Source organism: Arthrobacter parietis, assembly GCF_039530425.1.
Lineage (GTDB): Bacteria > Actinomycetota > Actinomycetes > Actinomycetales > Micrococcaceae > Arthrobacter_D > Arthrobacter_D parietis.
Map to the genome: position 1 here is coordinate 1,206,955 of NZ_BAAAON010000001.1, position 25,308 is coordinate 1,232,262.

The 25,308-nt window shown below is 59.5% G+C and carries 21 protein-coding genes and 1 tRNA gene; 14 read left to right on the forward strand and 8 right to left on the reverse strand.

What is annotated here, in order from left to right; genetic code table 11:
• Window positions 1-170: 170 nt before the first annotated feature.
• From ABFX19_RS05670 to trxA, 5 genes are all read left to right on the forward strand, one after another.
• On the forward strand, window positions 171-701 hold the full coding sequence (locus tag ABFX19_RS05670; protein WP_277358505.1) for an NUDIX hydrolase: 531 nt from the start codon (window positions 171-173) through the stop codon (window positions 699-701).
• A gap of 91 nt (window positions 702-792) precedes the next feature.
• Window positions 793-2,520, forward strand: coding sequence for a murein biosynthesis integral membrane protein MurJ (gene murJ / locus ABFX19_RS05675; protein ID WP_277358504.1), 1,728 nt, complete (start codon window positions 793-795; stop codon window positions 2,518-2,520).
• A gap of 82 nt (window positions 2,521-2,602) precedes the next feature.
• Window positions 2,603-4,108 (forward strand): ABC transporter substrate-binding protein, encoded by a 1,506-nt coding sequence (locus ABFX19_RS05680; RefSeq protein WP_346027781.1) that lies wholly within the window; start codon window positions 2,603-2,605, stop codon window positions 4,106-4,108.
• Between the two features lie 117 nt (window positions 4,109-4,225).
• Window positions 4,226-5,260, forward strand: a complete 1,035-nt coding sequence (trxB, locus tag ABFX19_RS05685; protein ID WP_346027782.1) for a thioredoxin-disulfide reductase — start codon at window positions 4,226-4,228, stop codon at window positions 5,258-5,260.
• Between the two features lie 21 nt (window positions 5,261-5,281).
• Window positions 5,282-5,605 carry a thioredoxin gene (gene trxA / locus ABFX19_RS05690; RefSeq protein ID WP_277358063.1) on the forward strand — a complete coding sequence of 108 codons (324 nt, stop codon included), beginning with the start codon at window positions 5,282-5,284 and terminating at the stop codon, window positions 5,603-5,605.
• A 1,947-nt stretch (window positions 5,606-7,552) separates the two neighbouring features.
• Here the strand turns inward: trxA and ABFX19_RS05695 are convergent.
• The 8 genes from ABFX19_RS05695 to rpmH all read right to left on the reverse strand — a co-directional run bounded on the left by ABFX19_RS05695 (window position 7,553) and on the right by rpmH (window position 13,450).
• Window positions 7,553-9,019 (reverse strand): ParB/RepB/Spo0J family partition protein, encoded by a 1,467-nt coding sequence (locus ABFX19_RS05695; protein ID WP_346027783.1) that lies wholly within the window; start codon window positions 9,017-9,019, stop codon window positions 7,553-7,555.
• Between the two features lie 93 nt (window positions 9,020-9,112).
• Window positions 9,113-10,222, reverse strand: coding sequence for a ParA family protein (locus ABFX19_RS05700; protein ID WP_346027784.1), 1,110 nt, complete (start codon window positions 10,220-10,222; stop codon window positions 9,113-9,115).
• 97 nt (window positions 10,223-10,319) lie between these two features.
• Window positions 10,320-10,958, reverse strand: coding sequence for a 16S rRNA (guanine(527)-N(7))-methyltransferase RsmG (rsmG, locus tag ABFX19_RS05705; RefSeq protein ID WP_428831013.1), 639 nt, complete (start codon window positions 10,956-10,958; stop codon window positions 10,320-10,322).
• A gap of 34 nt (window positions 10,959-10,992) precedes the next feature.
• Complete coding sequence (locus ABFX19_RS05710) at window positions 10,993-11,550, reverse strand: Jag family protein (RefSeq protein ID WP_346027785.1); 558 nt, start codon at window positions 11,548-11,550, stop codon at window positions 10,993-10,995.
• The gene (gene yidC, locus ABFX19_RS05715; RefSeq protein ID WP_056545587.1) at window positions 11,547-12,509 is read right to left on the reverse strand and encodes a membrane protein insertase YidC; all 963 of its coding nucleotides are present in this window, start codon (window positions 12,507-12,509) and stop codon (window positions 11,547-11,549) included. The genes ABFX19_RS05710 and yidC overlap by 4 nt, the downstream gene beginning before the upstream one ends.
• Window positions 12,510-12,522: 13 nt before the next feature.
• Complete coding sequence (gene yidD / locus ABFX19_RS05720) at window positions 12,523-12,876, reverse strand: membrane protein insertion efficiency factor YidD (RefSeq protein ID WP_346027786.1); 354 nt, start codon at window positions 12,874-12,876, stop codon at window positions 12,523-12,525.
• Window positions 12,873-13,247, reverse strand: a complete 375-nt coding sequence (gene rnpA, locus ABFX19_RS05725) for a ribonuclease P protein component (protein WP_346027787.1) — start codon at window positions 13,245-13,247, stop codon at window positions 12,873-12,875. Before rnpA ends, yidD begins: the two co-directional genes overlap by 4 nt.
• A 65-nt stretch (window positions 13,248-13,312) precedes the next feature.
• A complete protein-coding gene (rpmH, locus tag ABFX19_RS05730) occupies window positions 13,313-13,450 on the reverse strand; it encodes a 50S ribosomal protein L34 (RefSeq protein ID WP_022892375.1) in 138 nt (45 codons plus the stop codon).
• 454 nt (window positions 13,451-13,904) lie between these two features.
• Here rpmH and dnaA point away from each other — a divergent pair, with 454 nt between their 5' ends.
• From dnaA to ABFX19_RS05775, 9 genes are all read left to right on the forward strand, one after another.
• Window positions 13,905-15,308: a chromosomal replication initiator protein DnaA gene (gene dnaA, locus ABFX19_RS05735; RefSeq protein WP_277358070.1), complete on the forward strand. Its 1,404-nt coding sequence runs from the start codon at window positions 13,905-13,907 to the stop codon at window positions 15,306-15,308.
• Window positions 15,309-15,762: 454 nt separating this feature from the next.
• The gene (gene dnaN, locus ABFX19_RS05740; RefSeq protein WP_277358071.1) at window positions 15,763-16,887 is read left to right on the forward strand and encodes a DNA polymerase III subunit beta; all 1,125 of its coding nucleotides are present in this window, start codon (window positions 15,763-15,765) and stop codon (window positions 16,885-16,887) included.
• 41 nt (window positions 16,888-16,928) lie between these two features.
• Window positions 16,929-17,816, forward strand: coding sequence for a phosphogluconate dehydrogenase (NAD(+)-dependent, decarboxylating) (gnd, locus tag ABFX19_RS05745; protein WP_346027788.1), 888 nt, complete (start codon window positions 16,929-16,931; stop codon window positions 17,814-17,816).
• Between the two features lie 17 nt (window positions 17,817-17,833).
• The gene (gene recF, locus ABFX19_RS05750) at window positions 17,834-19,015 is read left to right on the forward strand and encodes a DNA replication/repair protein RecF (RefSeq protein WP_277358072.1); all 1,182 of its coding nucleotides are present in this window, start codon (window positions 17,834-17,836) and stop codon (window positions 19,013-19,015) included.
• Window positions 19,016-19,040: 25 nt separating this feature from the next.
• Complete coding sequence (locus ABFX19_RS05755) at window positions 19,041-19,598, forward strand: DciA family protein (RefSeq protein WP_277358073.1); 558 nt, start codon at window positions 19,041-19,043, stop codon at window positions 19,596-19,598.
• A gap of 248 nt (window positions 19,599-19,846) precedes the next feature.
• Entirely contained in the window at window positions 19,847-21,901 is a 2,055-nt protein-coding gene (gene gyrB / locus ABFX19_RS05760) for a DNA topoisomerase (ATP-hydrolyzing) subunit B (protein WP_404800710.1), read from the forward strand.
• A gap of 82 nt (window positions 21,902-21,983) precedes the next feature.
• Window positions 21,984-24,617, forward strand: coding sequence for a DNA gyrase subunit A (gene gyrA, locus ABFX19_RS05765; protein WP_277358074.1), 2,634 nt, complete (start codon window positions 21,984-21,986; stop codon window positions 24,615-24,617).
• Window positions 24,614-25,147: a DUF3566 domain-containing protein gene (locus ABFX19_RS05770; protein ID WP_346027789.1), complete on the forward strand. Its 534-nt coding sequence runs from the start codon at window positions 24,614-24,616 to the stop codon at window positions 25,145-25,147. Before gyrA ends, ABFX19_RS05770 begins: the two co-directional genes overlap by 4 nt.
• 82 nt (window positions 25,148-25,229) lie before the next feature.
• Window positions 25,230-25,303: transfer RNA gene (locus ABFX19_RS05775), tRNA-Ile, on the forward strand.
• Window positions 25,304-25,308 lie beyond the last annotated feature (5 nt).

Genomic DNA, 25,308 nt, shown 5'->3' on the forward strand with positions numbered 1-25,308 from the left:
TCCTTTAAGCGTGCCAGAGATCAGCCCAAACACCATTACGGGAACGGGGGCACGCGCTAAAGGGTCGCCGGTGGAACCATCGGCACGGCAACACGCCGACCGTCCTGCATGCTGGCGGGGAGCCGCCCGCGCGGTCATCATCCCCCAGCAAAGGTAGTTAGAGTGGGATCATGGACCGTCCCGTTCCGAGCGCACCAAAGCGCACCCCATTGACAGCGTCAATGGGCCGAACAGGCGCGCCTTTAATTCATCAGTCCCTCCCCACGGTGGAGGAAGTTTCGGCCGGCGGAATCGTCGTCGACACCTCTACGGACCTGCTCAACGTAGCAATCATCGCGAGGCTGAACCGCGGTGGACGGCTTGAGTGGTGTTTGCCCAAGGGACATCCGGAGAACCAGGAAAACAACGAACAGGCAGCAGTAAGGGAGATCGAGGAGGAAACCGGCATCTGCGGCCGCGTCCTCGCAGCGCTCGGCAGTATTGACTACTGGTTCACTGTCAGCGGTCACCGCGTCCACAAGACGGTCCACCACTTTCTCCTTGTCTCTACGGGCGGGCATCTGACCATCGAGAATGATCCCGATCACGAGGCCGTCGACGTCGCATGGGTTCCGCTCGCAGACCTCGGCCGCAAGCTCTCCTTCCCTAACGAGCGGCGTATCGCCGACCTCGCCCGAGAGGTCCTGCCGCAGTACCTCTGAGCCGGTGCCCGTCATACCGTGGCGATTACGGGCTTGCTGCGTGGACCGCGGTTACCGGAATCGGCCGCCAATGGTGAGACGATAAGTCACGATGTCTGATACCAACACCGCCTCAATACCGGTCCAGGATGCGGGCGTGGTGCCCAGTCGCCGTCCCACTCCCGCGGGCAACGTTCCGCCCACTGATACAACAGCACGTTCCAGCGCAATCATGGCCGCGGGTACCCTCGTTTCGCGTATCCTCGGCCTCGTCCGTGTCGCTCTTCTCGCCACGGCGATCGGCACGGCCGGCGCGGTGTCCGACCTGTTTCCTGCTGCCAACAACCTGCCGACCTACATCTTCCTGATGGTTGCCGGCGGTGTGTTCAACGCAGTGCTCGTGCCGCAAATCATCCGGGCGAGCCAGCAGGAGGACCGCGGTTCGGACTTCGTAAGCCGCCTGATGACGCTCTCGGTCATCGTCCTGTTCATTCTTACGGTGCTGATTACGCTCGCTGCGCCGTTCCTGGCGGACCTGCTCACCAATGTGTCCGGTGACGCGCTGGCCCTCACTACGGTCTTTGCCTATTGGTGCCTGCCACAGATCTTCTTCTACGGGCTTTACTCGATCATTGGCCAGGTGCTTAACGCCAACGGCTCCTTCGGCCCGTACATGTGGGCTCCAGTGGTCAATAACATCGTCTCGATCGGTTTCCTCATTGCCTTCATCGTGATGCTGGGCGCCGAACGGACCACTGGCCATACCCCCGATACGTGGACTCCCACCCATACGTTGCTGCTGGCCGGCGGCACCACCCTCGGCATCGTCATCCAGGCGGTGGTCCTCATCGTCCCGCTGCGCCGATTGCACCTCGGCCTTCGTCCCAGGTTCGGGTGGCGCGGCGTCGGGCTCGGCAAGACAGGACGGCTGGCTTCCATCACGATCGTGACCATGCTGATCGGCAACGGTCTCTACATGATCAACCAGTGGGTGGCCACGATCGCCACAGAAGCTCGAACCGACCTGCCCGACGACGTCTACATTGCCGGTCTGACCAACCTGGACATCGGGTCGCTGGTCTATGTTCTGCCGCACTCCGTGATTGCGCTATCGCTGGCAACCGTCATGTTCAATCGTCTAGCGGCCGCGCACTCGCAGGGTGATGTGGAAACCACCAAAGAAACACTGTCCCTGGGCATGCGGACCATCGGCGTGGCCACCGTTTTCGGTGCAGCAGCGCTACTGGCCCTGGCCGCGCCGCTTGGCATGGTCTTCTCCGGTGGTATCCGTGCCGGCGGCGCACTCAACGCACTGATCATCACGCTGCTGGCGGTCGGCGCGCCCTTCCTCAGCGCCAATTTCTTCCTCAACCGGGTTTTCTACGCGGCGGAAGACGCCATCACCCCGCTGAAAATCCAGCTCATCCTCTCGGTCACCGGGGTTGCACTGGCCCTCACCGCCAGTCTGTTCGAGCCGGCTCTCATCGTTCCCATGCTGGCTCTCAGCTTCACCCTCGGCAATATTGTGGCCGTCGTCGTCAGTCATGTGTTTCTGGTCCGGAAAATCGGCGGATACGGAGCTGGGCATATTTACGACGTGCACGTCCGGCTGACCGTTGCGGGCCTCATCGCCGCGGCTTTCGGCGCCGGGCTGTTGTGGTTTTTCGGTGCCTACCAGCCGGACGGGTTCGTCTGGCAGTCGGTGGGAAGCGCCGTCGTCGTTTTGCTGGTTGCCGGACCGCTGATGGCAGGGGTCTACATCGGCATGCTGAAAGTCCTGCGGATCACCGAACTGAGCGACTTCCTCGCTCCGCTCCTATCCCGCTTCGCACGCCGGTAAGCGGTGGCCCCGCGCGTGCGCACTATCTGCCCGGAAGTGGCCGGTAGCATTGGTACAAAGTATCCACATCCGGGAGGAACACGTGCCAGAAGCAGTAGACGTCGGCTCAGTACTGGGCGGCCGGTACAAGGTCACCGCTTACGTCCTCGCCTCTGCTGAGAAGGACCTGGTGCTCGATGGCGTGGACCAGGTGCTCAATCGGCCGGTCAGCATCCTGGTGGCATCGCCTTCCAACGCCGGTCAGGTTGCCACGAGCGCCCGCGAAGTCGCCACGGGTGAGCGGTCCGGTAATATCCAGGTTCTTGATCTCGGAATCACCGACGCCGGCACCTACCTTGTCACCAACCGCGCACCGGCGGCTGACCTCCTGGACCTTGTGATCCAGCAGGATGCCCCCTATATCGAACCGTTCTTCACAGACACCCTCGGTTCGGAAATCTTCGGTGTTGCCCGTTCCACGGAGCCGGAAACCCACGAGGACGACGACGACTATCACCACGAGCCGGAACGGCGGCCGGCACGCCTCCCGAAGGCGCGGATGCCCCGTTTCGGCCGCGGGTCTGCGGCCGGCACCGCTGGCGGAGCTGCTGCGGGTGCTGCCGCCGCGTCCGGACAGGCAGATCCAGGCACTGCACCGCAGGACATCTCGGCATCCCGCCCCGTCGGAGGCAATGCGAGTGTTCCACCGCCACCGAGCGCCCCTCCCCGGGCTATCCCGGCTGACGAGCGGAACGAGCGGGCGAAAGTCACGGCCTGGTCCGAAGACGATTACGACCGCCCGGAAGACCGATCATCATCCCAGCGGCCGGCGTCGCGTTTCCCCGCCGCTGCTGCGGGCGGAGCTACCGCTGCCGGTAGCCAGTATGACGACGACGGCCCGTACGAGGATTACGACGAGGATGAAGATCGCGAGAATAATCCCCGCTTCACGCGCCTGCTCGTGGGTATTGTCCTCGCTCTTGTAATTGTCGGTGCGGTCGTCCTCGCTGTCACCCAATTGCGGCCCATCTTCGACCCGCCTGTCGCCAACGAGAGCGCAACGACGGAGAGTACCGTCGAACCCACGGACAGCGCGGCTCCCTCTCCGTCCGCCTCAGGCTCTGCAACACCGACACCGGAGCTGGTACCCCCGGTCGCCACAAGCGTCACTCGCCTGGTGCCGGATAATCCCGAGCTCAACTCCCAGACCGACGGTGACCTCGGGGCAATCATCGACGATAACCCTGCAAGCTTCTGGGGCAGCCTCGTCTACGCAAACGAAACCTTCGGCGGGCTCGCTCAGAACCTTGCGCTCGTGGTCGAACTGGAAGAGCCATCCAGCATCTCGGAAATTCAGATTGAACAACTGAACAGCTCGGGCGGCAGCTTCAGTGTATTGCTGAATGATGAGCCGACACTTGACGGTGCTACCCAGGTGGCGCAGTCGGGCTTCACCGGACCGTCGGTGACGTTCAATGTGCCGCAGGTCGATGGTGCTCCTGCCACAGCGCAGTATGTGATCGTCAATTTCACTCAGCTCCCCAGGCTTTCCAACGTTCAGGCACAGTACCCATGGGGAATGCGTATCGCCGAGATCAACATCTCCTAGCGACTACCCCTCTGCCCGGGACACGGAATAACGGCAGTTGACCTGTCGTTATTGCAAATGATCGCGACTGGACTGACGGTTCGATCGCTCTCACCGATAGAAAGGTTCATCAAACCCGTGAGCACTGAGACAGACAACGGCAGCAATTCGCCAAGCGATATCCGCGACGTCATCATCGTAGGGTCCGGTCCCGCTGGATACACCGCCGCGGTCTACACAGCAAGGGCCAATCTTTCACCGCTGCTGATCGCCAGCTCGGTGACCGCTGGCGGCGAATTGATGAATACGACTGACGTCGAGAATTATCCGGGATTCCCCGAAGGTGTCATGGGCCCTGACCTCATGGAGAACTTCGAGAAGCAGGCAGCGCGCTTTGGAACTGAGATCCTTTTTGAAGATGTGACGTCGGTAGACCTCTCTGGAGACGTCAAAGCCGTTACCATCGGCACCGGTGAGACGTTCAGGGCTCGTGCGGTCATCATCTCCACCGGATCCGCTTACCGCGAACTCGGCCTCGAAGATGAGAAGCGACTTTCCGGTCACGGAGTCAGCTGGTGCGCCACCTGTGACGGGTTCTTCTTCAAGGACCAGGACATTGCCGTTATCGGCGGAGGTGACTCAGCTATGGAGGAGGCACTCTTCCTGACCAAGTTTGCCCGCTCGGTTACGGTGGTCCACAGGCGTGATTCCCTCCGCGCGTCACGAATCATGCAGGACCGCGCACTGGCTCACGAGAAGATCCGCTTCGAGTGGAACGCGGAAGTGGCAGCTATCCATGGCACCGACAAGGTGACCGGTCTGACGCTCGCGAGCACCGTCGACGATTCCTCCCGGGAACTAGCTGTCACTGGAGTGTTTGTGGCGATCGGCAACGACCCTCGGATCGACCTGGTCAAAGATCAGCTCAAGCTGACAGGTGAAGGAACCATTGCCGTTCTCGGGCGGACATCCAAGACCTCCTTGCCCGGTGTGTTTGCAGCCGGGGACGTCATTGACCCGACGTACCGTCAGGCCATCACGGCGTCCGGTTCCGGCTGTGTTGCTGCCATCGATGTCGAGCACTACCTCGCTGATCTGGGAGACACTGTGCAGACAGCCGCTGAAGTACCGACACCGGTAGCAGAAGAAGTCTCCGAGACGGCTTCCGTATAACCCTCGAAAAGGAGTAGAGATATGAGCGATGCAAAGGAAGTTACTGACAGTTCGTTCGAAGCCGATGTACTCAACGCTTCGAAACCCGTAATGGTTGATTTCTGGGCCGAGTGGTGTGGCCCCTGCCGTAAACTATCGCCAATCCTTGATGACATCGCTTCAGAGCACGCCGACAAGATCGATGTCGTGAAGCTGAATGTTGATGACAACCCTGCCACGGCGGCGAAGTACGGGATCACGTCAATTCCCGCTGTGTACGTCTTCCAGGACGGGGAAGTGGCGGCTACCTCAATTGGTGCCAAGCCAAAGCAGGTGTTGGAACAGGAGTTTGCACAGTTCCTCTAAGAACGCGGATCAGAAGAAGCCGGGCCGCCCAATCGGGCCCCGGCTTTTTCATGCATGAAATCGCGGTGCCACCTCACGCTTATGTCCAGACGCTCATCTTCAAGGGAACAATGTTTCACGTGGAACACAACCTCCATGCGCGCGGCGCTTCAGTGGCGGAAGTGGATCAAAGGTCACTAAAACTTCAATCCAGCCAACGGCTCACCGAAAATCGTATCCCGCCCCCGGTCTGCTGTGGACCGATAGCAGACGCTGGTCCGAGGACTTGTCCGACAGGTCCTCTATCTCCTGAGCGTCCTGGATGTCAGCGGCAGTCCCGCGCCAACACTGGCTAGCCGCCCGATGCTGGCCGGTACGTTTCACGTGGAACGCGCGAGCGGTCAGGTACTTACAAGGCGACCCACCAAAAGCCAAAGGGAATCGGTGCTCTGATCGCAGATGCCGACTCTGTTCACAGGGCGCTAACGTCCGTCCAAGAACACACCCGCCGGCGTCACCAGCCAGGTCAGATAGGGAAACCGGCGGTTTCACGTGAAACCTTCGGACTTCCTGATTCATGAAGCCGGACCATCGACAACCCATCGCGACTTAGCCCCGCTCGCGCGTCGGTGGCAGCTCGATCCCGAGGAGCTATCCGGGGCCGGCCTTCGTTAGGCTTGCTGCCCCAGAGCTTCGCGCTCAATCGAACTGCCCGTCCTTCGGAACGGATCCAGGCAGTACCAGGCCTGGCTCCCAACAGCGTCACGCAGGCACTCATTCGGTCGAGTTTCACGTGAAACTGGGACTCCAAACGTGTAGCGACGGGGTCGTGCCGGTTTGCAAGTTACAGGTCTTCAAAGGCTAGGCGGCAAATACGGGACGTGGGCGCCGTGGTGGCCATTGGGGTCCCCGAGCGCAGACTGCACGAAACGACCCGCCTCAGCCTCCAGCAACGTTGTCTTCGGCGATACTTCTGAAGCGCCCGCGGACACTCATACGCAGACACTCATACAAATTGGGCTACGGTTTACTTTCCCTGAAGCGAGTGAGTAGGAAAATAGAACAGTTGGCGAGGAGCCAGGGCACATGGCAACGCGCGACATGGCCACAACCGGAGCCGCATAGCGCATCGTCACATTGCATCCGGTCAGTAGTATCGCGCGTTTCACGTGAAACGGCTTGCTCCGACAGCATAGAGCTGGAAGCTGCCCGCCCGTAGCCTGAATCAACGGCAACACGCACCAATACCGCCGCTGAACAATTCAATCGGTTAAGCCAATCGGCAACTCGTTAATGACGCCGACCGCGTAGTGCCCGTGCCTGTCGCCCGCCCGTCGCCCTCGGGTCGCCCGCCCTTCGCAACAGCCGCTCACCGAGATGGCATTCCGGTGTACCGGTGTTTCACGTGAAACCGTTCGTTCCTTGGCACTCCTGCACGAGCAATTTCCTACAATGCAGAGGCTCGCCACGAGTGCTCGGAGTTCCGCGTGACACTTTCCTCCGCCGTCGTATCCGGTGCCATCAGCCACGCAGTCGTCAACTAGCCCATCGTGCAAAGGTGCGAGCGGTACCACCAGCAACCGGGTGGGTACGGTAGACAGGTCTCTGTTTCAAACCCCGGTCCTACCTTCAGCCAATTTTGACCAGCGCAGGGACCATTAAACACCAAACGCCTTCCAACCCAGATAGCAGTAGCATATAGCGCGCCCATAGGGGTCGCGTGGCCTCAGCGTGATTCGCCGCTGTATGCGGCGATGACTTCGACGCACCGTGCGAATGCTACGCGGAGTCATCAACCCCTGATTACACCTTCAGCGCAGGTGGAACCGCAGATCTGGCCCGAGCGGACTTCGCAACTGTAAACGACCCGTCCTCGGCAGCACCGGTCTGACCACGAAAAGGCGCCGTTTCACGTGAAACTTCCACGCAAACGACGCCTTTTCAGAACCTATTGACCGCTCCTTCCCACTATGGAGTCGGTGCAAGTACCCCCATGATTCGGTTCAGGTCGTCGACACTCGCGAACTCAATACTCACCCGTCCCTTTTTTGCGCCCAGTGTGATCTTGACACTGGTGTCCAACCGATCGGACAGCGAGGTAGCAAGGTAATCGAGGCGCTCATGTCGCGCGCCAACTCGCGGACTACTTGGCTTCGATGGCCGGCGCAGACCGTCACTCATGGCAACGATCTCTTCTGTGGAACGGACGGATAGACCCTCAGCGACGATCCGTTGTGCCAGCTTCTCCATCTCAGCTGGATCGGACAGTCCGAGAAGCGCCCTCGCGTGCCCAGCACTGAGCACGCCAGCTGCCAGGCGGCGCTGCACGAGCGGTGGCAGTTTCATCAGCCGCAATGTGTTCGAGATCTGCGGTCGGGAACGCCCGATGCGCACCGCCAGCTCCTCTTGAGAACAACCGAAGTCCTCGAGAAGCTGTTGGTACGCAGCAGCTTCCTCAAGTGGATTGAGTTGACTACGGTGCAGGTTTTCCAGAAGGGCATCCCGGAGAAGATCATCGTCCGTGGTATCGCGGATGATTGCTGGAACGGTTTCAAGGCCGGCCTCTTTTGATGCTCGCCAACGACGCTCGCCCATCACTAGCTCGTAGTTCTGTTCTCCGCCCTCAGGGGAGACACGAACCACTACCGGTTGCAGCACACCAATTTCACGGACAGAGTGCACCAGCTCAGCCATCTCGTCTTCGTCGAAGACGTTACGGGGCTGCTTCCGGTTAGGGTGAATGGAGTCAATCGGGAGTTCGGCGAAACGGGCTCCCGGCACCTCGCGAAGCGTTTCACGTGAAACGTCATCGGGTGAAACGTCATCAGCGGTATCGGTTCCGGCGTCGACGATACCCGTCTTATCCTCGCCCGGCTCGGCTTCGGAGCCCGGCGACGCCCCTTCAACTCGGGACACAGGCGAAGGTTCCTTCGCGGCCGGGCGCTGCAACTCAACTGCGTCAGATGCCGCCAAGGTGGTCGCGTCGCCGGGGCTTGTCTGCAAACCCGCTGCATCCAGAGCAGGCTCCGCCGTGATGCCGCTCTGGTCTGTCTTCTGATCATCAATCGCCGGATCAACCGGTGTTGCAACAGTGCCTTGACCAGTGAGTTCCGCCTTGGCTTTTGCTGCCCTGATCGGCGGTTGCTTCTTGAGCCCTGCCTGGTTACGTCCGGTCTGTCGCTTCGAGGGCGCGGTCAGCGCCTCCTTGTTAATCGACGATCGCGTAGACGACTGCGACGGCTCATCCCGCTCTCCGCCATCACTTGAGCGATCACCGGCGCCATTAGATGCGCCGGTGGGGAAGAAGAGGTCAACTGGACGCCCACGCTCAGTGACCCTCGTGCTAGTACTGCCTGCGTTTCCATCCTGTTGTTCTGCGCTGCTCGGTATGAGCGCGCCAAGTCCTCGACCTAGACCCCTACGCTTCTCAGGCATGAAACGGTTCCTCTCAAAGGAGAGCAGACAAACTGCAACGATTGATAACGCGTTCAGTCTACTGTGGGGGATGCGCTATACAGCGCAGGCGCTCTAGGAGCGTTCCGCTATTTCAGCGGCCGCTTCTAAATAGGACAGTGCACCACTCGATGATGGGTCATAGGTAAGTACTGTCTGCTGGTAGCTGGGAGCCTCTGATATCCGCACAGAACGGGGAACAACCGCTTTTAAGACCTGGTGGGGGAAGTGCTCGCGAACCTCGGCAGCCACCTGCGCGGCCAGATTAGTTCGGCCGTCGTACATGGTGAGAAGGATCGTAGACACAACCAGATCAGCATTGAGGTGCTTCTGGATCATCTCGATGTTCTTCAGAAGCTGGCTCAAACCCTCTAGAGCGTAGTACTCGCACTGGATGGGTATAAGGACTTCACGAGCCGCTACAAAAGCATTGACGGTCAATAAACCGAGACTTGGCGGGCAGTCGATGAAGATGAAATCCAAACGGTCCTCACCATTCTCCGCACGCTCTTTCGCATATAGATCGATGGCACGCCGCAGCCGCTGCTCACGAGCCACCAGCGAGACGAGCTCAATTTCAGCGCCGGCCAAGTGAATTGTCGCGGGCGCGCAGATCAGGTTTGGAACATCTGGGCACGGTGCCACCACACTCGACAGTGGAAGGTCATCGATCAGGACATCGTAAATGCTGTCCACTTCGGCATGATGCTCAATGCCCAGAGCGGTAGAGGCGTTTCCTTGCGGGTCGATGTCGATAACAAGAACGTTCAAGCCGGAGGAGGCGAGACCTGCCGCGAGATTCACTGTTGTGGTCGTCTTGCCGACGCCGCCCTTTTGATTGCTGACGGTAAGCACACGCGTCTCGGCCGGCCGAGGCAAAGAGCGCCCCAGTAGCTTCTCGCGTCGCCGGTTCTCCGACGCAAGCTCACGCGCCAAAGGGGTGCTGTCGTCGAGAACATCCATGACGTTCCTGGTACTTCCATTAGATTTCACGCTGGTGGCCTGACTTGAATCACTTGTCCCGCCCGTGCTGCCCGTTTCACGTGAAACGATGCCGGTGTTTGTCGGGTTCGAAAACACTTCGGGTTGAATATCGGCGATAGTGATTGCCAAGGACGAACCCATCATCGACGTAGGCTGCTCGCGTCGCATGGCAGAATCTTTCGTCACAAGCGTTTTGCTCACTTTCCGGTCCGGGTGTTCCACTCTAGGTTATCGGGTGTAGGCCCCATACCCCGGCAGGCAATCCCTTGTGTGGTGGAACTTCCCTGTAGAGGCGAGATCAGCGTTCGACGACGATACGGACTACCGTCGTCGGTTCGTCAAGGAGATCGCCACCCACTGTTTCAACGCGCGTCGACTTTCCACCCAAACGGCGGATGATCTTCGCCGCCTTCTCTACTTCTTCACCCGCGCTTCGCCCCTTGATGGCGAGGACCTCTCCCGGACCCTTAAGGAGTGGCATGGTGAGCGAGGCGAGCCCGGACAGCGCGGACACAGCGCGAGCTGTAACAACATCTACGTCAGACTTTCCGATAGCTTGCTCAGCGCGACCGCGAAAAATCTCCACGTTCTTCAGGCCGAGATCCTCGGTCACCTCGCGAAGCCAGTTCACTCTTCGTTCGAGGGGCTCAATCAGGAGGAATGCAGCATCCGGTCTGGCGATGGCAAGAGCCAACCCAGGCAAGCCGGCACCACTACCGACATCAGCAACGCGAGACGCCTCTGGAATCAGTTCACCGACAACCGCACAGTTAAGGACATGCCTGTCCCACAAGCGCGGCAACTCGCGAGGTCCGAGAAGACCTCGCTCGATCCCTGACGTAGCCAAGTGGTGTACGAAGCGCTCAGCAAGCGGAAGGTCGTCACCGAAGATGGTGCGCGCAGCAAGAAGTTCCTTCGTGCTGATCTCAATCGTCAAGGCAATCCCTCCTTTGGGAAAGACAGACGGGATGTCAGGATCCGGCTGACACTACGATGTGGCGCCGTGACCCCTCACCCTCGGACTCGCTGACCATGCCCAGATCCGCAACAATGTCGTGGACGATTTTGCGTTCGTATGCAGACATCGGCGCGAGAGCTACCTCTGTGCCGCCTTCCTTGACCGTACTTACTGCCTGTTCGGCGATCTCGCGGAGCTCCTTGTTACGGGCCTCACGAAATCCGTCAATATCCAGAACAAGACGTGAGCGGTGTTCCGTCGACGTAAGCACCGAGAGCCGTGCCAGTTCCTGGAGTGCTTCAAGAACCTCCCCATCCCGACCGACAAGAGCTTCAAGTCCCCGTGCTTCATTCTCTTCCGACACGATCGAGATGTAGGTGCGCCCATTTCGCACCTCAATGTCGATATCACCGTCTAGATCCGCTATGTCCAGGAGTTCCTCCAGGTAGTCAGCGGCGACGTCGCCCTCGTCTTCCGCTGAGGTCGCTTCATTTTGGTCTCCTGCGTCCTGGGCGCCGGCGTCCCCAGCAACTGTCTGAAGAGATTCTTCCTGCATGTTGTCAGTGCTCATTTGCGTTTCCTGTTCTTGCGCTGAGGCTGTACTCGTTGAGCTTTGGGTGGAGCAACAACTTCGACTGCCGGTTCACTCTTCTTCTCGCCGAGCAACGGAACCATGGGCAGTCCCTTCTTTGCGCGACGCTCGGCCAGGGCCTTCGCCGCCGGGGACCCCGGAGTAGGCATCCGCCTGATCACGTAGAACTGCTGAACCATGGTCCAGAGGTTGGTAGTGGTCCAGTAGATGAGCACACCGATCGGAAAGTTGATTCCACCAATACCGAAGACCAGCGGAAGGATGTACAGCATGATCTTCTGCTGCCGCATGAAGGGACTCTGCATGGCCTCTTCGGACATGTTCTTGGCCATGATCTGCTTCTGCGTGATGAACTGCGAGGCAGTCATGGCAAGGATCATGATGATCGAAAGGACCACCACTGAGGTATGTCCCTCAGTACCGAACCCGTGAAGCAGGGAGGAGGAGAGGGGCGCACCGAAGATCTCGGCAGCATCGAACTGCTGCACATCGTCGACGGTCAGAGCACCGATACCCTCACCATTGTCGCTTGCGGTGGATACACCGTTCAGAACAGTGAACAAAGCGAAGAAGAACGGCATTTGGATCAGGATCGGCAGACACGCAGCAAACGGGTTTGTCCCATGCTTCTTGTACAGTGCCATCTGCTCCTGCGTCATTGCCTGACGCGAAAGCTGATCCGTCTTGCCCTTGTATTTCTGCTGCAGCTTCCGAAGGTCCGGCTGCAGCGCCTGCATCCCGCGCTGGGCCTTGATCTGCTTCACGAAGACGGGGATCAATGCGGCTCGGATGACCACAACCAGGCCAACAATGGACAGCGTCCAGGTCCAGCCGGACGCCGCGTCCATCCCGAGGAAGGTGAATCCCTCGTGGAAAGCCTGCATGACCCAAGACACCAGCCATCGGAAGGGCAGGAGAATCGTTTCGAAGAAATCCATAATCTGTTGCTCCTCAGGCCGCTGGGCGGCTTTCCTCGTCTGCAGGAATCACCGGGTGATTCAGCACTACAATCTGTGGTTCCTCACCGGGTGCAAAGCGTCGCCCACCAGACGGCACGTGGTCCACGCCGCCGTCGTTCCAGGGATGGCACCGGCAGAGCCGCCTGGCAGCTAGCCATGAACCCTTTCCAGCACCATGGACGGTCACAGCTTCAAGTGCGTAGGCCGAGCAGGAGGGGAAAAATCGGCATACCGGTCCATAGAGGGGTGATATCAAGCGGCGGTAGCCAACAAGGATGCCGATAAGAATGACACGTGGCAGCGACAACAGCCCGGAGAGTTTGGACGGCGAATGATCCCGTGTCATCTGCCGTCTCCCTTTCTGCCGCGGTCCTTGCTGAACCGCTTCACACTCGATGCCAGGCATCGTTCAAAATCGGAACTGAGCTCGGGCCAACCCGCCGAAGCCGCCGAAGGCAGTGCACGTACGACAACATCTACTCCGACCGGTCGCTTCACCAGCGCTGACGCTGCTGCTTCTCTCAGTCTCCTCTTAACGAGGTTCCTTGTTACCGCGTTCCCCACACTTTTCGACACAATGAAACCGAAACGCGAAGGCCTACCGGCTCCGGTTCCGACCGCATATAACACCAAGTTCCGGCACCCCGAACGGGTACCGGAACGAACGGTATGTGAAAAATCTGTGGCCGTCCGAACTCGGTGGGCGATAGGAAGCACCTGGAGCTCCGGGACGGTCAGGGCGTTGTCAGTTGAGACAACACCGGCGGACGGATTGACTGATGCTAGGCCGAAAGCTCGGTGCGTCCCTTGCCGCGGCGCGCAGACAGGATGGCGCGGCCGGCGCGGGTGCGCATGCGAAGGCGGAAGCCGTGCTTCTTGGCACGACGGCGGTTATTCGGCTGAAAGGTCCGCTTGCTCACTGTGATACTCCAGAACGTTCTTGGCATGCGCTGCCGTTGCAACAAGGGGGAAGAACGGACTGGCGCAATGAAGTTGTAGTACATCTGCGTTGGCGGGCAACAGCATACTGTTCAGCGCTTGGCTGGCCGTACGGAGGCACGCAAAATGCAGACATAAAGGACTACATAACGTTAGGGCACCGAACACAAGGCGGTCAAACCGACCGGCTTCGACACAGCGCGCGGCGTCCTGTGAACCGTGTGGACAACTGCCGACAACCGGCCGCTCCTGCACCCTACGGGCACTCGCGGGAACTACCTTATCCACAGGCGCGGGCCCAGCTATCCTCTGTACTTTTCATCGTCTACTGTTGCCGGGTGGCGCAATTATCCACGTACTGTGCATAACTCTGTGGATTACTGACCCTGCTACGGGGTCAAGATGGCTCAAAAGAACTGACAACTGAGGACGCGAGTGAGTACAGACGAGATCAATGATGTAGGAAGCTCCTGGCGCAAGGTCATCCGAACCCTGGAACAGGACGAGCGGATATCTCCACGTCAACGTGGGTTCGTGGTGCTGGCGCAGGCACAGGGACTCATCGGGACAACCCTGCTGGTGGCCGTTCCGAATGAACTGACCCGCGAAGTTTTGCAGAGTCAGCTGAAGAGCCAGCTCAATGACGCACTAAAAGACGTTTTCCGAGAGGATATCCAGTGCGCGTTCGTCATTGATCCGGAACTCACTCCGATCATTGAAGAAGAACCGGAAGAGATTCCGGAGGAAAGTGCGCCGCGGGACCAGACGCCATCGCCCACTCCACCGAGCAACTCCCATGAGTTCGGGCGACTGAATCCTAAATACATCTTCGACACCTTCGTCATTGGTTCATCGAACCGGTTTGCGCATGCGGCCGCAGTGGCGGTCGCCGAGGCGCCGGCCAAGGCGTACAATCCGCTCTTTATCTACGGCGATTCCGGGCTGGGTAAAACTCACCTGCTACACGCCATCGGCCACTACGCCCGCCACCTCTACACAGGGATCCGGGTTCGCTACGTGAACTCCGAGGAATTCACGAACGACTTCATCAACTCAATTCGCGATGATGAAGGCACAAGCTTCAAGCAGACGTATCGGAACGTCGACATCCTGCTCATCGATGACATTCAGTTCCTCTCCGGCAAAGATCGTACACAGGAGGAGTTCTTTCACACCTTCAACGCCCTGCACAACCATAGCAAGCAGGTGGTCATCACCTCTGATCTTCCGCCCAAGCAGCTGTCCGGCTTCGAGGAGCGGATGCGTTCGCGCTTCGAGTGGGGGCTCCTTACTGACATCCAGCCGCCGGAACTGGAAACCCGGATCGCCATCCTTCGTAAGAAGGCAATCAGCGAAGGAATGAGCGCACCCGATGAGGTGCTTGAGTACATCGCGTCGAAGATCTCCACGAACATCCGTGAACTCGAGGGTGCGCTGATCCGCGTAACAGCCTTCGCCAGCCTGAACCGCCAGGCGGTGGACAAGAACCTGGCCGAGATCGTGCTCAAGGACTTGATCAGTGACGACGGCGCCCAGGAAATTACATCGTCGCTGATCATGGCGCAGACAGCTGAGTACTTCAACATCACTCTTGATGACCTGTGCAGCAAGTCGCGAACGCGCACGCTGGTCACGGCACGGCAGATTGCGATGTACCTGTGCCGTGAGCTGACCGATATGTCACTACCGAAAATAGGCCAAGAGCTGGGAGGACGGGATCACACCACTGTCATCCACGCTGACCGCAAAATTCGCGAGCTCATGGCGGAACGCCGGGCCATCTACAACCAGGTGACCGAACTGACCAACCGGATAAAGCACCACCGGAAAGATTCATAGGACCTTTGGTACATACCTCAGCCGCGCGTGAATTAACATCTGTGGAAACAATTGTGGATAACTACCGGATTCCCGTGGACGTTAATGAGGACAACGCCAGGGAAGCCTGTGGACCGCTGAATTACGGCTATCTCATGCACAGCACACCTGGTACTTCTCCGTCTTCAGCTCACATGCTGTACACAGGGAGAATCCGCGGAAATGCCAGTACTGGGAAGGTTATCCACAGTATCCACAGGAGTTATTAACACTACTGATCCTTAATCCATCGATCTGTTCCAAATAACATTTCCCCTCCAGGCCATCCGGCAAGACTGTCCGCTGTGTCGCGCTAAGCTGTGACTCAGTAGAGTTGACGCTTGCTCACGCCTCCTCCTTCGCCCGCAAAGAATCGTCGGACAGGTCGAGGCCGAGTGGCTTCCCCCATGTACCTCGCGAAAGGCGGCACCCTTCAGTGAAATTCCGAGTCGAGCGCGATGTCCTGGCTGAGGCCGTCACATGGACGGCGCGTTCCTTGTCACCGCGTCCTCCCGTACCGGTGCTGTCGGGACTGTTGATCAAGGCGGGTGCAGGCAGTCTCAGCTTGGCCAGCTTTGACTACGAAATCTCAGCTCGTTTGGAAATTGCCGCTGATGTAGCCGAAGAAGGCACCATTCTCGTGTCCGGCCGGTTACTCGCTGACATTTGCCGCAGCCTTCCGTCCGCACCGGTTGAGGTAGAGACTGACGGATCCAAGGTCACACTGACCTGCCGTAACAGCCGCTTCAACCTGGCGACGATGCCGGAAGCGGAGTATCCCGAACTTCCAGCGCTGCCGGAGGTCAGCGGCGTCGTCGACGGCGATGCTTTCGCCGAAGCCGTTTCTCAGGTCATCATCGCTGCCAGCAGGGATGACACACTGCCCATCCTCACCGGTGTACGGATGGAAATCGAGGAAGACCTGATCACCTTCCTCGCCACCGACCGTTATCGCCTGGCGTTGCGTGAACTCTCCTGGAAACCGACGAATCCTGGAATCTCCACCAGCGCCCTGGTCAAAGCCAAGACTCTGAGCGAAGTGGCAAAGACCCTGGGCGGATCCGGAGATCTCAACATCGCGCTGTCTGACAACAGTGAACTCATCGGCTTCGAAAGTGGCGGCCGGCGAACCACCTCTTTGCTGGTTGACGGCGATTACCCCAAAATCCGGTCCCTATTCCCGGACAGCACACCCATCCATGCAACGGTGGAGACGAGTTTGCTGGTCGAAGCAGTCCGTCGTGTGTCCTTGGTGGCCGAGCGGAATACGCCTGTGCGCCTCGCTTTCAGTGCGGGCCAGGTGGTACTTGACGCCGGTACGGGTGAGGATGCCCAGGCATCCGAAGCCATCGAAGCTACCCTGGACGGCGAGGACATTACCGTTGCCTTCAACCCCCATTACCTGAGTGAAGGTCTTGGTGCCTTCAGCAGCCGCTTCGTGCGGTTCTCCTTCACCACCCCGCCCAAACCCGCTGTTATCTCGGCGCAGGAAGAGGCAACCGGCGCTGACCGGGAAGATTACAGGTACTTGTTGATGCCGGTGAGGTTGCCAAACCAGTAGCAGCGAGACCGTCCATCCCACCGAAACCCATGGAGGATACTTTGCACATCGGCCTAATCGGACTCGGAAAAATGGGACATAACATGCGGGAACGGTTGCGTTCCAAGGGCATTGAGGTCTCCGGTTACGACCGCAATCCGGATGTATCCGACGTCGCAAGTCTTGATGAACTGATTGCTACGATCCCCACTCCACGGGTGGTCTGGGTCATGGTCCCGGCTGGAAAGATTACCGATCAGGTGATTGCCGAGTTGGGAGAGAAGCTCTCCGAGGGCGATCTCGTGATTGATGGCGGCAATACCAAGTTCAGTACCGATCAGGAACACAGCGAGCAGTTGTCACTCAAAGGCATTGCCTTTGTTGATTGTGGGGTCTCCGGCGGTGTATGGGGCCTTGAGAACGGATATGGGCTGATGGTCGGCGGAGCTGCCGACGACGTTGAACGGGTGATGCCGGTCTTCGATGCCTTGCGTCCGGAAGGTGACCGCGAAGAAAGCTTCGTCCATGTGGGAGACACCGGTGCGGGACACTACGCAAAAATGGTGCATAACGGGATTGAGTACGGTCTGATGCAGGCTTACGCCGAGGGCTACGAACTGCTCGAGGCAAAAGACATCATCAAGGATGTACACGGGACGTTCCGCGCATGGCAAAAGGGTACAGTCGTGCGGTCCTGGCTACTGGACCTGTTGGTGAAGGCGCTCGAGGAAGACCCGAAACTCACCCAGGTTGGCGCTTACGTTGAGGACTCAGGCGAAGGGCGGTGGACGGTTGAGCAGGCTATTGCCAATGAAGTGGCCGCACCAGCCATCACTGCTGCGCTCTTTGCCCGATTCAGCTCGCGGCAGGAGGATGCACCCTCGCTGAAGATGGTTGCGGCCCTGCGCAACCAGTTCGGCGGCCATGCCGTACGCCCTCCCCGCAAGTGAAAAATGATTGAGCAACGGTGTACGTCCAGCATCTCTCACTGACCGATTTCCGTAGTTATTCCCAGCTTGAGGTCGCCCTGGAACCAGGAGTGACGGTGTTCGTCGGGCAAAACGGCGTCGGGAAGACCAATATCGTCGAAGCCATCGGTTTCCTCGGGTCCCTCTCGTCCCACCGGGTGAGCTCCGACAAACCATTGATAGCCTTCGACGCTGAGCGGGCGTTGGTCCGTGGGCGCCTGGTACGCGGATCACAAGCCACGAGTGTGGAGCTGGAGATCAACGGCGAGCGGGCCAATCGCGCCCGTATCAACCGGGCCAACCCGGTTCGGGCACGGGACGCCGCAGGTATCCTGCGTACGGTACTCTTTGCACCGGAAGACCTCGCTCTCGTCAAGGGAGATCCGTCCAACCGCCGCCGGTTCCTGGACGAACTGATGGTGCAGCTGGTACCGCATCATGCCGGCACACGAGCGGACTACGAACGGGTCTTGAAGCAGCGCAACGCATTACTCAAATCATTGCGGGGGCGCAGGCTGACCGATGCGCATGAGGCCACTTTGGAAGTGTGGGACCAGCACCTTGCGGCGGTTGGTTCACAACTCCTCCATGCCCGACTCGCCGTTCTGACCAGACTTCTGCCGCATATCCAAAAGGCCTATCGCGAGCTGACCGACGGCTCGAAAGTTGCAACAGCCGCTTACCGTTCGTCCCTGGTCGGTCCGGTTTCCGATGACGACGACGGCCAGGCACCTTCTTCGGCCGAAGACCTCGGCACGCTCTCCATTGAACACATCACTGAGCGGTTTTTGACGACAATCAGGGAGCAGCGGCGCCGCGAAACCGAGCGTGGTATCTCATTGGTGGGGCCGCACCGCGACGAGGTGGAGCTCATGCTCGGTCGTGCCCTGGTCAAGGGGTATGCCTCGCACGGCGAAACCTGGTCGATGGCGCTTGCGCTCCGCCTCGGTTCGTACTACCTCCTGACCGATGATGATCAGACCCCGGGATCCACGCCAGTCCTGATTCTCGACGATGTGTTTGCCGAACTGGATACTGATCGCCGAGAGCGGTTGGCCTCTGTGGTGGTCGGAGCTGAACAGGTACTGGTGACCGCTGCGGTTGGAGCGGATGTACCTGCTGCGTTGGCAGGCCGCCAGTTCGAGGTAGTACCGGGGGGCTTCAGTGAAGTACCGGCCTGAAGATAATCGTGCAGCGCCGGGTGTTATGAAGGCACAACCCAATGACGACGCCGGCACACCCCTTGCGGATGATGCCGGGGAAACACCTGCCCAGGATGCACCGCGGCTGTTGTTGAACCGACTCCGTGACGCGTCTGCAGCGCGTGGTGATCTTCGCGCGCCGGCCGCCCGCCGTCGTCGTACTGGGAATGGTGCTCATCATCCTAGAGGTCAGGAGTCCTACACCGGCAGGGATCCGCAGGGAGTCGGGGCCGTATTCGGGCGGCTCCTTAGTGAGCGAGGCTGGAATTCGCCGGTAGCCGTGGGGTCGGTCATGGCGCGGTGGCCGGAACTGGTCGGGCAGGAAATCGCCAGCCACTGTACTCCCGAAAGCTTCCACGAAACAACGGTTCTCGTGCGCTGCGACTCCACCGCCTGGGCAACGCAGCTCAGACTGATCAGCCCTGACCTTTTACGCCGCTTCGAACACGAGCTGGGCACAGGTGTTGTGACGGCCATGAAAATTGTCGGGCCGTCGGCTCCGTCCTGGCGAAAAGGGGGCCGATCGGTTCCCGGCAGAGGTCCCAGGGACACCTACGGGTGACCTGCTGACCGGTTATCTGCGGATCCGCTGATGAGCGGCGTGCAGCGCCGAGCGGACCCCAGCGGACGTATACGCCCCCACAAGACCCCCCGCTGAGAGCTTAAATAGCTGTTTATTCGCCGTTAGGGGGCAATTGAGGCTCCGTTGTCGGCCACTGCACGGTAGAATGACAGGTGCAGGCATTCCTTTTGGGATGCCTTCATTCTGAGACTGGGCAACATTAGGACAACGAGGAGTCGACAGCGTCAGTGGCTAACGACAACGAAGTGGAATCTGCCGGACTGCCGGAAACCGGCGCCGGCGCACCCAAAGGTTACGGCGCAAGCGACATCACAGTCCTTGAGGGGCTGGAAGCGGTTCGAAAGCGGCCCGGTATGTATATCGGGTCCACTGGTCCCCGCGGCCTGCACCACCTTGTCTATGAGGTTGTGGATAACTCTGTGGATGAGGCACTCGCGGGATACTGCGACCACATCAAGGTGGCGCTGCTTGCTGACGGCGGCGTCCGCGTCATCGACAATGGCCGCGGTATTCCGGTTGATATGCACCCGACCGAGGGCAAACCCACCGTTGAAGTAGTCATGACTATCCTGCACGCAGGCGGGAAGTTCGGCGGTGGAGGATATGCCGTATCCGGTGGCCTCCATGGAGTGGGTATTTCGGTTGTGAATGCGCTTTCCTCCCGTGTCAACACGGAAATTAAGCGTCAGGGCCACGTCTGGAGGCAGTCCTTCGAGGATGGTGGAAAACCTGTCGGAAAGCTCGAAAAGGGTCCGGAGACCACCGAGACCGGTACCACGCAGACTTTCTATCCGGATGCCTCAATCTTCGAGTCGGTTGAGTTCGATTTCGAGACGTTGCGGGCGCGTTTCCAGCAGATGGCCTTCCTGAACAAAGGCCTGCGGATCAGCCTTGTGGATGAGCGCGTGCCTGAGGTGGAGACCGAGGAAATTACGGACGCCGCCCACGCCGAGGCAGAACAGTCCGAAGAGAACAAGCACCGCCATGTCGAGTACCTCTATGAGAACGGCTTGCTGGACTACGTCAAGCACCTGAACTCATCGAAACGCGTTGACATCATCCACGAGGACGTCATTGCGTTCGAGACTGAGGATTCGGACCGCTCCATCGCCGTCGAAGTGGCAATGCAGTGGACAACGGCGTATTCCGAAAGCGTTCACACCTACGCGAATACGATCAACACCCACGAGGGTGGAACCCACGAAGAGGGTTTCCGTGCAGCTATGACATCGTTGATCAACCGTTATGCGCGTGAGAAGAACATCATCAAGGAAAAGGATGACAACCTCACGGGTGACGACATCCGTGAAGGGCTTACCGCCGTCATCTCGGTCAAGCTGTCCGAACCACAGTTCGAAGGGCAGACCAAGACCAAGCTGGGCAACTCGGAAGCCAAGGGATTTGTGCAGCGCGTGGTCACGGACCAGTTGGGTGACTGGCTCGAACGTAATCCCGGGCCTGCCCGCGATGTCATCCGCAAGTCCATTCAGGCAGCCCAGGCGCGGCTGGCTGCGCGCAAGGCAAGGGAGTCCACCCGGCGGAAGGGCCTGCTGGAATCCGGCGGGATGCCGGGCAAGCTCAAGGACTGCCAGTCGAAGGACCCATCGAAGTCTGAGATCTACATTGTCGAGGGAGATTCCGCAGGTGGCTCGGCCGTTCGCGGTCGCAATCCGGAAACGCAGGCAATCCTCCCGTTGCGCGGAAAGATCCTGAACGTTGAGCGTGCCCGGCTTGACCGTGCGCTGAGCAACACCGAAGTCCAGGCGATGATCACCGCCTTCGGAGCCGGCATCGGTGAGGATTTCGACGTCGAGAAGGCCCGCTATCACAAGATCGTCCTGATGGCAGATGCCGACGTCGATGGTCAGCACATCACCACGCTGTTGCTGACGCTGCTTTTCCGCTACATGCGGCCGCTCATCGAGAATGGGTATGTGTACCTGGCGCAGCCGCCCCTGTACCGCATCAAATGGTCCAACGCTGCGCACTCCTACGTATACAGCGACCGCGAGCGGGATGAAACCATCAAGATGGGCCTTGCCAATAACCAGCGTCTCCCCAAGGAAAACGGGATCCAACGTTACAAGGGCCTCGGCGAGATGGACTACACCGAGCTCTGGGACACCACGATGGATCCTGACAACCGCACCTTGCTGCAGGTCACTATGGATGATGCCGCTGCAGCCGACCAGATTTTCTCTGTACTGATGGGTGAGGATGTCGAGTCTCGCCGCAACTTCATCCAGCAGAACGCGAAAGACGTACGGTTCCTCGACATCTGAGCGTCATTGAGTAGCCCCGGCCGGGCACGCAGCTATCTGCTGGCCCGGGTCCTGACACGCATTCACGAATGGAACGAACTAGATGAGTGACGAAGTAACGCCTGAGGTTCCGAGCGGTACGCCCATTGAAGGTGCAGTGCTGACGGACCGTATCGAGCAGGTAGACCTGCAGACCGAGATGCAGCGGTCCTACTTGGACTACGCAATGGCGGTCATTGTCGGTCGCGCGCTGCCTGACGTGCGTGACGGTCTGAAACCCGTTCACCGTCGCGTTCTCTATGCAATGTTCGACGGCGGCTACCGCCCCGACCGCTCGTTCAACAAGTGTGCGCGCGTTGTCGGTGAGGTCATGGGCCAGTACCACCCGCACGGCGACAGCGCTATCTATGATGCACTCGTCCGGCTGATCCAGGACTGGACCATGCGGTACCCGTTGGCCCTTGGGCAGGGGAACTTCGGATCGCCGGGTAACGACGGCGCGGCAGCCCCCCGGTATACCGAGACCAAGATGGCACCGCTGGCCATGGAGATGGTCCGCGACATCGACGAAGAGACTGTCGACTTCCAGGACAACTACGACGGAAAAAACCAGGAACCCACCATCCTGCCGGCGCGCTTCCCGAACCTGCTGGTCAATGGATCCTCCGGTATTGCCGTCGGCATGGCAACCAACATCCCGCCGCACAACCTGCGTGAGGTGGCGGACGGTGTGCAGTGGTATCTGCAGAACCCGACTGCCAGCAAGGAAGAACTGCTTGAGGCGCTCATCCAGCGCATCAAGGGACCGGATTTCCCTACCGGAGCGCAGATTCTTGGCCACAGGGGTATTGAAGACGCCTACCGGACAGGCCGCGGTTCAATCACCATGCGCGCCGTGGTCAACGTGGAGGAAATTCAGGGTCGTACCTGCCTGGTCGTAACCGAGTTGCCCTACCAGGCCAATCCGGACAACCTGGCGATCAAGATTGCCGATCTCGTCAAGGACGGGAAGGTTTCGGGGATCGCCGACCTCCGGGATGAGACCTCGGGCCGCACGGGCCAGCGCCTGGTCATTGTCCTGAAGCGTGATGCCGTGGCCAAAGTAGTGCTCAACAACCTCTACAAGCACACGCAGCTCCAGGACAATTTCAGCGCCAACATGCTGGCGATCGTGGATGAGGTCCCCCGCACCCTCAGCCTGGATGCCTTCATTCGGCACTGGGTGACGCATCAGCTCGAAGTCATTGTCCGCAGAACCAGGTACCGCCTGCGGAAAGCGGAAGAAGCCGCACATATTCTGCGGGGACTGCTCAAGGCACTCGACGCCCTCGATGACGTGATCGCCCTTATCCGGAGATCTTCCACCGTAGAGGACGCACGCAATGGGCTGATGGGTCTGCTGGACATTGACGAGATCCAGGCTCAGGCGATTCTGGACATGCAGCTGCGGCGGCTCGCCGCCCTGGAGAGACAGAAGATCCAGGATCAGCATGCCAAGCTCGAATCCGAAATCACCGAGTACAAAAAAATCCTTGCCTCCGAGGTACAGCAACGAGAAATCGTCTCTACGGAGTTGCAGGAGATCGTCGACAAGCATGGTGATGACCGCCGCACCGAGATTCTCATGGGGTACGACGGCGATATGAGCATGGAAGACCTCATCCCTGAAGAGGAGATGGTGGTCACCATCACCCGCGGTGGTTACGTCAAGCGGACTCGTAGTGATAACTACCGCCAGCAGGCTCGGGGCGGTAAGGGTATCCGTGGGGCGCAGTTGCGCGGCGACGACGTCGTCGAACACTTCTTCGTCACCACGACGCACCATTGGCTGCTGTTTTTCACCAACCTTGGGCGCGTTTACCGCGCGAAGGCGTACGAGCTTGTGGAAGCGGCACGCGACGCCAAAGGTCAGCATGTAGCGAACCTGTTGGCATTTCAGCCTGACGAAACCATTGCGCAGGTACTTGATCTGCGCGATTACCAGCAATCCCCTTACCTGGTGCTGGCAACCAAACGCGGCCTGGTCAAGAAGACGCGCCTCGAGGACTATGACACCAACCGGTCCGCGGGTGTTATCGCCATCAACCTGCGTGACGGTGATGAACTGGTGTCAGCTCAGCTTGTGTCCGAAACCGACGACATGATGCTGGTCTCCCGGAAAGGGCAGTCACTTCGCTTCAGTGCCACCGATGAGGCGTTACGCCCGATGGGCAGGGCTACCTCGGGAGTGACCGGCATGAAGTTCCGGGAAGAGGATGAGCTACTGGCGGCCAACGTCGTGAGTGATGACTCCTACGTGTTCATCGTGACCGAGGGCGGCTTCGCGAAGCGGACCAAGGTCGATGAGTATCGGGTGCAGGGCCGTGGTGGCCTGGGCATCAAGGTAGCAAAGCTTGCTGACGTGCGCGGCGATCTGGTTGGGGCCCTCATCGTGCAGGAAGAAGACGAAGTCCTCGTTGTTATGGGCGGCGGCAAGGTGGTGCGGTCATCGGTGGCCGGCGTTCCGGCGAAGGGCCGTGACACCATGGGCGTGATTTTCGCGAAGCCGGACAAGTCGGACCGGATCATCGCTGTTGCCCGCAACACGGAACGTGGACTCACGGTGGATGAGGAAGTTCCGGTAATGGGTGTGGATGACACTGAATCTGCGCCGGTTGCTCCTGATGAAGTACCGTTGTCGTCAGAAGAAACGGCTGAGCCGGAGGCTGAGTCAAGCGATATTGGAGGTTCCGAGTGAGTTCTGCCAACTCAAATCCGCGCACGACTGCGGGCAGCGCTGTGCGGTCGTCGGGCGGCGGACCTCGGGTCAACCCGCCCGCGCGGCCCACCCAGCGTCCGGCTTCATCAGGCGCAAGGCCGGCGGGAAACCGTCCTGGGCTGATCAAACCCGCACCGAAGGCCAAGGCTCGCAAAGCGCGTCTGCTGGTCAGCAAGATCGATCCGTGGTCCGTCCTCAAAATGTCATTCCTGCTTTCCGTGGCGCTGGGCATTGTTACGGTGGTTGCGGCGATCGTCATTTGGACTGTGCTAGACCTCACTGGGATCTTTGATCGGGTGAACCAGCTCCTTGGAGAGATCGCTGGATCAGAGGGAGCCGGCTTTGATCTGCGCCAGTTCGCATCTCTGGGTCAGGTTGTCTCGTTCGCCACCATCATCGCCGTCGTGAATGTAGTGCTTCTGACCGCCCTGGCCATGCTTTCGGCGGTTCTTTACAACATTTCATCGACCCTTGTCGGCGGAATCGGCGTGACGCTGACGGACGACTGATCTGCCGAAATCGATGCGGGCCTCAATTTGTGGATCGCTGAGGCCCTACTGTAAAGTCGTATTTCGGCCCGATGAGGTACGGGGGCGTATAGCTCAGGCGGTTAGAGCGCTTCGCTGATAACGAAGAGGTCCCAGGTTCAAGTCCTGGTACGCCCACGGAT